The organism is Gramella jeungdoensis, assembly GCF_023805255.1.
Classification (GTDB): Bacteria; Bacteroidota; Bacteroidia; order Flavobacteriales; family Flavobacteriaceae; genus Christiangramia; species Christiangramia jeungdoensis.
Genome location: NZ_JAMSCK010000005.1, coordinates 1 through 12789, shown reverse-complemented (window position 1 = coordinate 12789; position 12789 = coordinate 1). Strand labels below are relative to the sequence as shown.

Here is a 12789-nt window from a genome sequence, read left to right as displayed (position 1 = left end):
AATTATCAATTATCAATTATCAATTATCAATTATCAATTATCAATTATCAATTATCGGTTGTCAGTTGTCAGTTGTCTGTTGTCTGTTGTCAGTTGTCTGTTGTGTGTTGTTCGTTTTTTTTTGAGTTAATTCGACCAACGGGAGAAATCTGTTTTTCACTTTTCACTTCTCGCTTTTCATTACTCAAGCCTAACAACTTTATCCACGCTCCAGGCTTCAGGCTTCTCATTAAATAGAATTTTAGTTTGAGCCCATACATTTTTAAAGAGTTCAGAATGCCGGTAATTCTCCAGGGATTCTTCATCTTTCCAGTAACTATACGTGAAAAACCGGTTTGTATTGTCTTTATCCCGGTAAAGCTCTAAAAACTGACAGCCTTCAAAGCCTCTTATTTTTGTTTTATTTTCTTCAAAGTTTGCGAGAAACTCATCGATCTTATCTTCCTTGAATCCCATTTTCACTATACGTACCAACATCTATTCAAAATTTATGGTGACAGAATCCAGGTACTCTAACCCAAAAAGAGTTGAGGCACTACCTACGGTACTTGGATTACTTTTATAAATGGCAAGTTCAATATATCCGGCAGAATTGAAGACCGCGAGTTTTTTACCATCTTCTTCTTTTCTCTTTTCTTTCTCTACATTAAAGTTGATAGCATGGCTGTAAGTCTCATGGACTTCAGAAAAATTGACCCTTCGGGCCCTGATGGTAAAGTCCCTTCCTTTACCAACATTTTCAAACAACTTTCGGGAAATATTCGTGATCACGTTTCCGTAGTTGTCGATGTAGATCACATGCCCCAGGATCTGATTTTTTTCAGAATTGATAATTGGCTCAAACTGCTTGAGATATTTGATTGCACTAACGCTCTTACCTATTACTTCAAGAGTCCCTCCGCGCGCCAGGTGGCAGGCCACTTTCACAAAAACATCCAGGACAGGAAAATTCGTCTGTATCTTATCATGGATATTTATCTCCACGATTTTTTCCGGCTTAATTTCAGAAGCTAAAAGGGAGAGTATTCCGTTGTTGGCACAGATAAAATAATGCTCATCCAGTTTCACGGCCAGGTGTTTGTTCTCTGGTGTAAGTTCAGAATCGATTCCTATAATATGAATACTACCTTTCGGAAAACTTTTATAGGCGTTTTTAATAATATAGGCTGCCTCACTTATATGAAATGGAGAGACCGAATGTGAAATATCAACAATCCGTATATCATTAAGTTCGCTATAAATAGCCCCTTTAACCGCGCCAGCGAAATAATCCTTTTCCCCGAAATCGGTTGTTAAAGTAATGATTGCCATAGGCGATTGTTAATATTTTTTTAATCTGAGACTGGTTATTTTCCTTAAGTTTGTATAGAAGGCGAATATAATTTTATTTTTAGTGATTCGCTTAGCTTAAAAGGTAAAAAATACCAGAAAACTGATCCAAAATTAGGATATTGAAAACGAAGGACAAATTAAAATTTCCTGAAAAAAACCTGTAATGCTTCAACCAAAAAAATATAGCTTTTGAACGAACTTCTTATTGAACTCTCAGAGATTAGCCCACGTGAATTTTTCGGGCAACAAAATGAACACATTGAACTTTTAAAAAAGTATTTTCCAAAACTGAAAATTGTTGCTCGAGGCAGTAAGATACGTGTGTTTGGGGACGAAGAGATGCTGGAAGAGTTTGACCGGCGTTTCACTATGCTCATGGATCATTTTGGAAAATACAATAAACTGGATGAGAATACCATAGAGAGGGTTCTAACCAGCGAGAGTGAAGAAGATTACGAGACTTCAAAAGAGAGTGGAGAGACCATTGTTCATGGGGTTAGTGGGAAGGTTGTCAAGGCTCAGACCGCTAATCAGCGCAGACTGGTGGAGCTCTCTAAAAAGAATGACCTGGTATTTGCCATTGGGCCTGCCGGAACGGGAAAAACCTATACAGGTGTGGCTCTGGCGGTTAAAGCCTTAAAAGAGAAGCAGGTGAAGAGAATCATTCTTACCAGGCCTGCTGTTGAAGCAGGGGAGAACCTTGGGTTTTTACCAGGCGACCTTAAGGAAAAACTGGATCCATACATGCAGCCATTATATGATGCATTAAGAGATATGATCCCACACGAAAAACTCGAGATTTTTATTGAGAAAGGGGTGATCCAGATCGCACCGCTGGCTTTTATGCGTGGTAGAACCCTGGATAACGCATTTGTTATTCTGGATGAAGCTCAGAATACTACACATGCCCAGATGAAGATGTTCCTTACGCGTATGGGGAAGAATGCGAAGTTTATCATTACGGGTGATCCGGGTCAGATTGACCTTCCAAGAAGGGTGATCTCAGGATTAAAAGAAGCTCTCCTTATCTTAAAGGATGTTAAAGGTGTTGGTATGGTTTACCTGGACGATAAGGATGTGATACGTCACCGCCTTGTTAAGAAGATCATCGCAGCATACAAGACCATTGAACATAACGAATAACAAAAATTAAAGTTTTCACTCTTTATGAGTAATACAATTATTAAAACAGATTTCAATTTCCCCGGCCAGAAGTCGGTTTATAAAGGTAAGGTACGGGACGTCTATACTCTTGAAAATGATAAGCTGGTAATGATCGCGACAGACAGGCTATCAGCATTTGATGTTGTCATGCCAAAAGGAATACCTTATAAGGGACAGATCCTGAATCAGATCGCCACTAAAATGATGGAAAAGACCAGCGATATAGTACCGAACTGGTTGGAAGCAACTCCTGATCCTAACGTGGCTGTAGGTTACAAATGTGAACCTTTCAAAGTGGAAATGGTGATCAGGGGATATCTGTCCGGACATGCCGCCAGGGAATATAAGGCAGGGAAAAGAGAATTATGTGGAGTGAGCATGCCTGAAGGAATGAAGGAAAATGATAAGTTTCCTGAACCTATCATAACTCCGGCTACCAAGGCTGAACAAGGTGATCATGACGAAGATATATCCCGGGAAGAGATAATTAAAAGAGGAATTGTTTCTGAAGGGGATTATGTGAAACTTGAAGATTACACCCGTAAACTTTTTGAAAGAGGGACCGAAATTGCCGCTAAGCAGGATCTTATTCTTGTTGATACTAAATATGAATTTGGAAAAACTTCAGATGGAAAGATAGTTTTGATTGATGAGATCCATACCCCTGATTCTTCAAGGTATTTTTATAAAAAAGGCTATGAAGAGAGGCAGGAAAAAGGAGAAGCCCAGAAACAGCTTTCAAAGGAATTCGTCAGGCAATGGCTGATTTCTAATGGTTTCCAGGGAAAAGAGGGGCAGCAGTTGCCTGAAATGAGTGATGAGTATATCGAATCAGTTTCCGAGAGATATATTGAGCTTTACGAGAATATCACAGGAGAGAAATTTGTAAAGGCCGATGTTTCCAATATTGAAGATCGTATTGAAAACAATGTGGTTACTTATCTGAGTTAAAACACATACGCTTAATACTTGAAAGCCGGGCTGATTATCATTCCGGCTTTTTTTATTCCGACTTTAAATAGCTTATATGAAAATTTATATATTTAACCTTATCTTATGTAAAAAATTAATAGAAGGTAAAATTTAAAGGCTGATATCAAACAATTTTATACATTGTAAAGAATTAGAGTATTAACCAATTTAACCACCTCAATCTAATATAAATTATGAGTAATTATCACATTAAAAATCTTGAAGAATATTTCCAGGTATATAGGAAATCTGTAAGGGAGCCGGAAAATTTCTGGCAGGAAGTAGCCGAGGAGCATTTTGTTTGGAGAAAAAAATGGGATAATGTACTTAGTTGGGATTTTTCGAAACCGGAAGTGAAATGGTTTGAAAATGCAAAACTTAATATTACCGAAAACTGTATTGACAGGCATTTGCTTACCAATGGAGATAAAACCGCTATTATCTGGGAACCCAATGAACCGGGAGATAAAGCATTGCATTTGACTTATAACGAGTTACATAAGAAGGTTAACAAGTTTGCCAATGTTTTAAAGGAAAATGGAATAGAAAAAGGGGATAGGGTGTGTATCTACCTGCCTATGATACCCGAACTTGCCTATGCCGTTCTTGCCTGTGCAAGGATAGGTGCTATCCACTCTGTCGTATTCGCAGGATTTTCCTCTTCAGCATTGGCCACAAGAACGCTGGATGCCGATTGTAAGATGCTGATAACTTCAGATGGATCTTTTAGAGGGGCAAAAACTCTGGATCTAAAGGGAATTGTAGACAGGGCTCTTGAAGATTGCCCGGATGTAAAAACGGTTCTTGTTGCCAAAAGGACGGGTGCCGAGATTAACATGAAGGAAGGTCGTGATAAATGGCTCGAACCGTTAATGGAAGAGGCTTCAGATGTATGCTCTCCGGAGATTATGGATGCTGAAGATCCTCTGTTTATTCTTTATACTTCAGGTTCTACCGGAAAACCAAAAGGTATGCTTCATACTACGGCCGGATATATGGTTTATTCGGCTTATACTTTCAAGAATATTTTCAAATATGAGAATGATGATGTTTACTGGTGTACAGCCGATATTGGCTGGATTACCGGTCATTCCTACATAATTTACGGCCCATTACTTAATGGAGCTACCACCGTTATGTTCGAGGGTGTTCCTTCGTATCCAGATTTTGGCAGATTTTGGGAAATAGTTGAAAAACACAAGGTGAACCAGTTCTATACGGCTCCAACAGCCATAAGGGCTTTGGCCAAGAAGAGTGTGGACCTGGTAGATAATTATGACCTTACCTCGATTAAGGTTTTAGGTACGGTAGGGGAACCTATCAATGAGGAAGCCTGGCACTGGTATGACAATAATATTGGAAAAAGTAAAAGTCCGATCGTAGATACCTGGTGGCAAACCGAAACAGGAGGAATCATGATTTCACCTATACCTTTTGTGACGCCAACAAAACCCACCTTTGCAACGTTGCCATTTCCGGGGATACAGCCTGTGCTGATGGATGAAAATGGAGATGAGATCAAAGGGAATCAGGTTGATGGTAGGTTATGTATCAAATTCCCCTGGCCTTCTATGGCCCGAACTATCTGGGGAAATCACGAGAGATACAGGGACACCTATTTTTCGGCCTTCAGAAATATGTACTTTACCGGGGACGGAGCTCTTAGGGATGAGGTAGGTTATTACAGGATCACCGGTAGGGTAGATGATGTGATCATCGTATCTGGCCACAACCTTGGAACGGCTCCGATTGAGGATGCTATAAATGAACACCCGGCTGTGGCTGAATCGGCGGTGGTTGGCTTCCCTCATGAAGTAAAAGGAAATGCTCTTTATGGATTTGTTATTTTGAAAGAAGCAGGAGAATCCCGTAATCAGGATAATTTAAGAAAAGAGATCAATCAGCAGATTTCTGATAAGATCGGCCCTATAGCTAAACCAGATAAGATTCAGTTTGTCGCTGGCTTGCCAAAGACCCGTAGCGGAAAGATTATGAGAAGAATCTTACGTAAAATTGCCTCCAATGATACATCAGATCTGGGAGATACATCAACTTTATTAAATCCCGAAGTGGTTGAAGATATAATCGAAGGATCTCTAAATAAATAAGTGTAGAGATATTGTAATTGATTATATTTAGGAAATAACCAATTTTTTTTACATATGTTAAATAGAATACTTTTTTTAATGCTATTCTCAAGTTTTCTGGGAGTTAACGCCCAACAGGCTAACCCCTTTATGAGTGACGGAGGGATGGTGATATTCACTAAAGAAAAGGAGCCTGACCATTATACTGGCTCCCCTTATTATGAAGATGATTTCAAATTAGGGGTTATTCATGATGATAAAGGAAGATCTATGCAGGTTTTGATGAGATATAACGCGGTGGAAGACGTCGTTGTTATTCGGCCAAAACCAGATAGTGAAGAAGAATACGTGTTACCAAAACTAAAGTCAATTACATACGAATTAGGCAATTACACCTATTTTATAGATAATTTAAATACGAACAACGGAAATATAGAAGCCTATTTTGCTAAATTCTATGAAGGTGCCAATAGTACTTTTATAGGATTGCCAAAAGTAGAGGTTACTCCTCCTCAAAAGGCCAGAACAGGTTATGAAAAAGACAAGCCTGCCGATATCGATGTTGAGATGGTGTATTATTTATCGTTGAATGGAGGTCAACTCCAGGAAGTAAGATTAAAGGAAAAAGATCTGAAAGATTTATTTAAGTCAGATAAAATGGAAGAATATTTTGACAAGCATAAGATAAAGACTGAAGAGGATGTAGTAAACATGCTCAAATACTTTGAGGATAGTATTTAAGGACCTTGTCTTTTTTAAACTATTTTATAAAACCGGAAGTGACTACTTCCGGTTTTTTATTTTTTTTATCAGATATGAATTTGTGTTTTTCAGGCGGCTTAACAACTTCATAAAGATTATAGCAGTAATATAGGCATCACCTGCAGCCGTATGACGATCGGTGAGATCTATATTGTAAACTTCGGCTATCTCATCCAGAGAGTAGACCTTGTCTCTGTCTATTAAATTGGTGGCAATACGCGTGCTTTTGTACAATATGGCCGTATCCAGTACTTTGTTTTTCAATTTAGGAAGGCCATGTCTCGCCAGGGCATTGTTAACCATTTTCACATCAAAACGGGCATGGTGAGCTACCAGTACTGAATTCTGAATATATTCCAGGAATTTTTTTAAAGCCTCTATTTCAGATAGCTTATCAAATTTTTCATTCTGAATTATTCCATGAATTTTTACGGTTTCGGGATTAAATTTTTCCTGATCTAAATAGATCTCAAAATTATCTTTTATCTCGATCCTTTTATTCTTAACTGCTATGGCCCCTATGCTTAAAATTCGATCTTGCTCAAAATCAAATCCTGTGGTTTCGGTATCAAAGACCACAAAACGGACTTCACTAATATCCTCAGGAGGTTTTTCTTCGAAGCTTTTCGCGTAATTCTGCCAGAAATCTGGAAAATCTTCCAGTTTTTGTTTCTTTTTAAACCAATTGAATATCATAGGTAGTAGGTTACTTCAAATCTTAACTTAATAAGCTCCTGAATTTCTTTAATTGTTTTAAAGCATCGTTTAAGCTTTACTTTATCTTCTTTGCTAAGATCTTCGAGATTTATGAATCTACCACTGTCCTTGTATTTTAAACCTTGCTTGGTCCTGAATTTTATTAGCACTTTTGAAGAATAGGCACAAGCCTGGTAAAGCTCTTTGTTATTAGGTTCCAGTTGCGCCAGTTTTTCGAATCGTTCAGCGGTATTGCTTATGTTCTTAACACGGTGCTCTAAAATGAGTAAGCGACCGGCATCTGTTAATGGCATGATGCCTCTCTTTTTAATGTCAAAAAGATCCTTTTTTTCTCCATCTTCTTCCACAAGGAACTGCCTGAAAAATCCTAATGGAGAGGGGTTTCGAAGGGCCTGTGCTGCCAGTCGGTTCAGGAAATTCTTGTTATCCTTAAGAATGTCAAATACATGATCTGATAGTGAATTGGTAAGTTTTGAGTCGCCGTATGAAATATCAAAATCGAAAAATATTTGGCAAAGCAGTATCTCATCATTCCCTGATGTGGTTACCCATTTTGAAAACTGATCTTTCCATTCTGAAAGGGAAAGACAATATTTAGGGTTTCTGGCCATCATTTCGGCAGGGCAAAACTCATATCCCATGATGTTGAGCCTTTTGGTGACCTTGGTTGCCAGCTTCAAAAAATAGGCCCGGATTTCTTCAAGTTCATCTTCAGGAACATCTTCAAATACTAAAGCGTTATCCTGGTCTGTGTGAAGTAACTGTTCTTTTCTTCCCTGACTTCCTAGCGACATCCAGGCAAAATTAACGGGTGGCGGAGTTTCCATTTTGCCCAAACATCTCTTAATTGTACGTTTTATAGTGGCGTCGTTCAATTCGAAGATTATGTTGGAAATATGTGTAAGAGGAATATTGCTCTTTATGTAACCCTGCAAAAGGAATAAAATTTTACTTCTGATCTTTTTAAGTTTTTTGGTGCTTCTTGCGCGGTTTATGGCTTTCATAAGTACCGATGGATTGTTTCCCTGGGAAACCATCAGGTCATGCTCAGAAACTATTCCCTTCACCTTTGTATTGGGAGTACCATCTTTGGTAATACATATATGGTTGATGTTATGTTTCATCATGGTGAGCTGGGCTTGCGCAATGGTAATGCCTTTTGAATAACAGATCACCGGTGAGTTCATTATTTTATTTACCGGGCAGTCGATAGGAAGTTTTCCTGTGCCGATAAACTCCCTGAAGTCAAGGTCTGTCACGATACCTACAGGTTTCTCTTCTTCTACCACAATCACCGATCCTACTCTTCTTTCACTCATTAAGGTAGCTGCCTGCTGAATACTGGTTTCTGGAGAGACAGTTACCATTTTTTTTACCATTGGAATTGGCTGAAGATCGAACAGGGCTTCTTTTTTGAAGCTAATTTCATCGTCTTCTGAAAAAAGTTTACCACGGTGCTCAGTGGCGTAGGGATTTCGGGTATTGGAGGCAAAACTTTCCATTAGGAAATTACCAACCTGGGAGTTGCTTACTGCAAATGGTTTGAATTCATTTAGAGGGATGGCATAGATTACGCTTTCTTCATCTGTAATAGCGTTAATCTGATAGTTTTCTTTGGCGAACAATGGCCTTAACCCAAAAACATCTCCCTCATCACATTTATCGATTGTTTCAGGTTCCTCATTATCATTCACCTTTTGTAGATCTACAGCACCCTTGTGTACAATGTAAAAATGGTCATGAACCTTTTCGCCTTTTGAAAAAATGGATTTTCCCTGCTCAAAATAAATTACTCTAACCTCTTGGGCAATCCTGTATAATTCCTTTTTCTCAAGTAAAGAAAAAGGTGGATAGTCCCCTAAAAAATCAGCGATCCTGGCGGCAATAGTATTAGTCATATTTCAAATTTATCTGAAATATGCGAAAGATGAGAACGTATGAAGAGTTTTATTGTGATTCAATCTCAATGTTATAATCCTGGATAAGTTTATAAATAGCTTTTTCACTTTCTGAAAGCCGAATATAATCCGGAGAGCTATCTTCCTTTATTTGTTTAAAATATGGAGTGATTTCACCATTTTCATAAGTCTCTACAACTTTTGGGTGAACGTAATAGGTTCTGCATATAGCACGGGTATTACCAAGCCCTTCGGCTGCGGAGTCAAATGCTTCTAAAACATTTTTCTTGTTTTCTTTTTCATTTTCAGTGTATCCCAATTCCCTTAAGGTTTCGAAAAATATTTTGGTGGCAGACCAGGTTCTGAAGTCTTTAGCAGAGAAAATGTCTCCACTTATTTCATGGATATAATTGTTGATCATTCCGCTGTCTAAACTTTGTTTCTCACCATTCTCGTCATAGAATTTAAAAAGCTCCCAGCCGGGTATTTCTTCGCATTGGTTTATGAGATCTACCAGCTTTCTGTTTTCGACAGTGATTGAGTGTTCCTTGCCTTTTTTCCCGATAAACTCGAATTTCAAACCATTCTTAAAGGTTTTTACATGTTTGGTTCTGAAGGTAGATAGGCCGTAAGTCTTATTGTTCCTGGCATAATATTGATTGCCGATGCGGATATGAGTTTCTTCCATTAATCGTATTACCAGGGCCAGGACCTTTCTTTGGGGCATACCTTCTAATTCCATGTCTTTAGATACCTGTCTCCTAATCTTAGGAAGTACTTTTCCAAAAGCTGCCATTTTAAAGAACTTTGTCTGGTTCCTTATCTCAGACCATACCGGGTGATACATGTACTGCTTCCGGCCTTTGTCATCCCGGCCTACAACCTGAATATGCCCGTTTTTAAGACGGCTTATCCTAACGTCTTCCCATGCAGGGGGGATCACCAGACCTTTAATCCTGTCCAGTGTTTCTTGATCGGCCACTTTTTCCTCTCTTTTATAATAGGCGAAACCACGCCCAACCTTTTTTCTTCTTATGGAAAGATGATTTTCAGAAACATATACCAGGTTGGCCATTTTTACCGCTTCCTGGGGATCTTTAATTATAGTGGTTAAATCGTCCTGAGAGAGTGTCATAGCTTTTTCCTTAAAGATAAAAGGAATGACTTTCGGTTATAATTAAAATATTGTGAAATATTCTGTAATAAAAACAAAACTCCCGTGCTAACGGGAGTTTTAAAAGTATTGTTTTACGAATTAGCTTTAATCAAAATAACTGAAAGTATCGCCGTCTTTTATTTTCAGAAGCGATTCATATATAAGATTAATCACATTTTCCACATCATCGCGATGAACCATTTCCACAGTTGTATGCATATATCTTAAAGGAAGGGATATTAAAGCTGAAGGCACTCCACCATTACTATAAGCAAAGGCGTCAGTATCTGTCCCGGTAAACCTTGAAGAGGCATGTCTCTGGAATGGGATTTTCTTCTCCTCGGCAGTATCTATGATTAGCTCTCTTAATTTGTTCTGAACAGCAGGTGCATACGATATCACAGGTCCGTCTCCAATTTTATTCAGACCATTGGTCTTTTTTTCGATCATTGGAGTAGTGGTATCGTGAGTTACATCGGTTACAATAGCAACATTTGGCTGAATTCTATGGGTGATCATTTCTGCCCCACGTAAACCAATTTCTTCCTGTACTGAATTTGTAATATACAGACCGAAAGGCAATTTTTTCTTATTTTCTTTCAGAAGTCTGGCCACCTGGGCGATCATAAAACCTCCAATTCGGTTATCCAGTGCCCGGCATACAAACTTATCTTTATTTAAGATAAAGAATTCATCGGGGTAGGTGATCACGCAACCAACATGTACTCCCAGTTTTTCAACTTCTTCTTTGCTTGTACAGCCAACATCAATGCAAATATTATCCATTTTTGGCGACTGCTCTTTTTCCTTATCCCTTGTATGAATGGCAGGCCAGCCAAAGACTCCTTTAACGATTCCATTCTTGGTGTGTATGTTAACTCTTTTTGAAGCGGCTATCTGGTGATCGCTACCACCATTCCTTACCACATATATAAGACCTTCATCGTTAATGTAATTTACATACCATGAAATTTCGTCAGCATGACCTTCAATAACCACTTTGTATTTTGCTTCAGGATTTATTACTCCTACCGCAGTACCATAAGTATCGGTGATGAATTCATCAACATATGGTTTTAGGTATTCCATCCATAATTTCTGCCCTTCAGATTCATATCCTGTAGGCGCCGCATTATTAAGATATTTCTCGAGGAAGTCTATTGACTTTTTATCCAGTATTTCGGTTTTCTTCATAATTCATAAATTTTAGCGAAATTAAAAAGATTTGGACGGAAGGCAACTGCCGAATGATTAATTTTGGAATGATTTTGGTAAAAATCATCTTGAAAGTGAAAAGCTGATGTTTAAATATATTTCCATTTACATATTTCTAATTGGATTTGCCGGATTTGGTCAGGAAAGCAAATCTCAAAAAGAAATGGATACTCTCGAAAATGATACTGTACAAAAGCAGTATATGATCATTGCGGGAGATTCAGTTCCTCGAGAAACTATAGATCTTGAGGAGGTTGTGCTTTTAAGAAAACTTAAGTTCGATGATCTTGAAGCCAGAAAACGCTACCTTATATTAAGGAGAAAAACTCGTAAGGTATATCCATATGCTAAACTGGCTTCTGAAAGATTGGTGGAATTGAATTCGAGGTTAGATAAGATAAAAACCAAGCGTGACAGGAAGAAATACACCAAAATAGTACAGAATTATATTGAAGAAGAATTTTCGGAAGAGCTTAAGAAATTAACCCGAACCGAAGGACAGATCCTGGTGAAGTTAATTCATCGCCAAACCGGTACTACTGCATTTAATCTCGTGAAGAACCTTAAAAGTGGATGGAGGGCTTTCTGGTATAACACAACGGCAAGTATGTTTGATATTTCCTTGAAGGAAGAATATCATCCGGAATCCAATCAGGAAGACTTTCTTATAGAGGATATATTGCAAAGGTCGTTCAGGGATAATATTCTCGAAAGACAGGCTAGTGCGCTGGATTTTGAATATCTGGATCTGAGTGATAAATGGAGTAACTCTAATGTTTCTAAAAAAAGGAGTCGATAATTTGATCATTAATTTCTGGTGTTCAGGTTCTTACAATCAGCTCTTAAAATTTCCTAAAAAAATCTCTTCAAAAGTTTGGTCAAGAGAAAAAAGTAGATGTATATTTGCAGCCGCTTTCGCAGAGAGCGCATGTTCACTGACAGTACTGAGAGTAGGCGATACGGGCTAAAACACGCTTGAAGATTTTCAAAATTTTTCTTTGAATTAATTTGGATTGAAGCGGGGAGTCGTTTTATATTTGCACCCGCTTTGAGAACGAAGCGATGTTCATTAGGGTGTTGAAAAGGGCGACGGAGTTGGAGTTGAGGCTTTTAAGGAGAAACCGAAATTTTTTATAAAAAACTTTTGGTGGGGAAGAAAAAAGCGTTGTATATTTGCACCCGCTTTCAGAGCGAGCAGCCGTTCATAATTACAGACTGATAGAGTAAGAGAGACCGCCGGATGGGGCGCAGGATAAGGGTTCGATTCCCTGGGTTTTAACAAGGCAATGATCAATTAACAATGATCAATAAGCAATATAAAGATTGTGATAATTGTTAAGTGTTAATTGGTAATTGAAAAGTTCATTGATATATTGAATTGACAGGGATTACATTTTTTTTATTAAGGATGTGATCCAGTGTATAAGAATTAAGACTAGAAGAAGTCAACCTGAGCAATTTCTTAGTAGTTGTTAAGTATATTTAA

11 protein-coding genes are annotated in these 12789 nt (G+C 38.2%); 5 read left to right on the top strand and 6 right to left on the bottom strand.

All coding sequences use genetic code 11. The annotated features are described in order from the left end of the window. Positions 1–180: 180 nt before the first annotated feature. Complete coding sequence (locus tag NE848_RS13540; protein ID WP_252114507.1) at positions 181–477, bottom strand: putative quinol monooxygenase; 297 nt, start codon at positions 475–477, stop codon at positions 181–183. Next, positions 478–1311, bottom strand: coding sequence for an SAM hydrolase/SAM-dependent halogenase family protein (locus NE848_RS13535; protein ID WP_252114505.1), 834 nt, complete (start codon positions 1309–1311; stop codon positions 478–480). A gap of 210 nt (positions 1312–1521) precedes the next feature. Between NE848_RS13535 and NE848_RS13530 the strand changes: the two genes are divergently transcribed. The 4 genes from NE848_RS13530 (at position 1522) to NE848_RS13515 (ending at position 6296) form a co-directional block, all read left to right on the top strand. Further along, on the top strand, positions 1522–2475 hold the full coding sequence (locus NE848_RS13530) for a PhoH family protein (RefSeq protein WP_252114503.1): 954 nt from the start codon (positions 1522–1524) through the stop codon (positions 2473–2475). 24 nt (positions 2476–2499) lie between these two features. After that, positions 2500–3447, top strand: coding sequence for a phosphoribosylaminoimidazolesuccinocarboxamide synthase (locus NE848_RS13525; protein WP_252114501.1), 948 nt, complete (start codon positions 2500–2502; stop codon positions 3445–3447). A 215-nt stretch (positions 3448–3662) separates the two neighbouring features. Further along, on the top strand, positions 3663–5576 hold the full coding sequence (gene acs / locus NE848_RS13520) for an acetate--CoA ligase (RefSeq protein WP_252114499.1): 1914 nt from the start codon (positions 3663–3665) through the stop codon (positions 5574–5576). A 54-nt stretch (positions 5577–5630) separates the two neighbouring features. Then, positions 5631–6296, top strand: a complete 666-nt coding sequence (locus NE848_RS13515) for a hypothetical protein (protein ID WP_252114497.1) — start codon at positions 5631–5633, stop codon at positions 6294–6296. Positions 6297–6338: 42 nt separating this feature from the next. Here the strand turns inward: NE848_RS13515 and NE848_RS13510 are convergent, their stop codons facing one another. The 4 genes from NE848_RS13510 to NE848_RS13495 all read right to left on the bottom strand — a co-directional run bounded on the left by NE848_RS13510 (position 6339) and on the right by NE848_RS13495 (position 11282). Continuing rightward, positions 6339–7013: a 3'-5' exonuclease gene (locus NE848_RS13510; protein WP_252114495.1), complete on the bottom strand. Its 675-nt coding sequence runs from the start codon at positions 7011–7013 to the stop codon at positions 6339–6341. Then, positions 7010–8932 carry a DUF294 nucleotidyltransferase-like domain-containing protein gene (locus NE848_RS13505; protein ID WP_252114493.1) on the bottom strand — a complete coding sequence of 641 codons (1923 nt, stop codon included), beginning with the start codon at positions 8930–8932 and terminating at the stop codon, positions 7010–7012. Before NE848_RS13505 ends, NE848_RS13510 begins: the two co-directional genes overlap by 4 nt. Before the next feature lie 49 nt (positions 8933–8981). Further along, positions 8982–10067, bottom strand: a complete 1086-nt coding sequence (locus tag NE848_RS13500) for a DNA topoisomerase IB (RefSeq protein ID WP_252114491.1) — start codon at positions 10065–10067, stop codon at positions 8982–8984. A 126-nt stretch (positions 10068–10193) separates the two neighbouring features. Then, positions 10194–11282: a M42 family metallopeptidase gene (locus NE848_RS13495; protein WP_252114489.1), complete on the bottom strand. Its 1089-nt coding sequence runs from the start codon at positions 11280–11282 to the stop codon at positions 10194–10196. 106 nt (positions 11283–11388) lie between these two features. Between NE848_RS13495 and NE848_RS13490 the strand changes: the two genes are divergently transcribed. Further along, positions 11389–12102, top strand: a complete 714-nt coding sequence (locus NE848_RS13490; RefSeq protein WP_423748007.1) for a DUF4294 domain-containing protein — start codon at positions 11389–11391, stop codon at positions 12100–12102. Positions 12103–12789: the final 687 nt, after the last annotated feature.

What these genes read in the sequence shown, in the direction of transcription:
- NE848_RS13515 (WP_252114497.1), top strand. Translation starts at nt 5,631, where the DNA reads ATGTTAAATAGAATACTTTTTTTAATGCTATTCTCAAGTTTTCTGGGA.
- NE848_RS13535 (WP_252114505.1), bottom strand. Translation starts at nt 1,311, where the DNA reads ATGGCAATCATTACTTTAACAACCGATTTCGGGGAAAAGGATTATTTC.
- NE848_RS13495 (WP_252114489.1), bottom strand. Translation starts at nt 11,282, where the DNA reads ATGAAGAAAACCGAAATACTGGATAAAAAGTCAATAGACTTCCTCGAG.
- NE848_RS13505 (WP_252114493.1), bottom strand. Translation starts at nt 8,932, where the DNA reads ATGACTAATACTATTGCCGCCAGGATCGCTGATTTTTTAGGGGACTAT.
- NE848_RS13525 (WP_252114501.1), top strand. Translation starts at nt 2,500, where the DNA reads ATGAGTAATACAATTATTAAAACAGATTTCAATTTCCCCGGCCAGAAG.
- NE848_RS13510 (WP_252114495.1), bottom strand. Translation starts at nt 7,013, where the DNA reads ATGATATTCAATTGGTTTAAAAAGAAACAAAAACTGGAAGATTTTCCA.
- NE848_RS13540 (WP_252114507.1), bottom strand. Translation starts at nt 477, where the DNA reads ATGTTGGTACGTATAGTGAAAATGGGATTCAAGGAAGATAAGATCGAT.
- NE848_RS13490 (WP_423748007.1), top strand. Translation starts at nt 11,389, where the DNA reads ATGTTTAAATATATTTCCATTTACATATTTCTAATTGGATTTGCCGGA.
- NE848_RS13500 (WP_252114491.1), bottom strand. Translation starts at nt 10,067, where the DNA reads ATGACACTCTCTCAGGACGATTTAACCACTATAATTAAAGATCCCCAG.
- acs (WP_252114499.1), top strand. Translation starts at nt 3,663, where the DNA reads ATGAGTAATTATCACATTAAAAATCTTGAAGAATATTTCCAGGTATAT.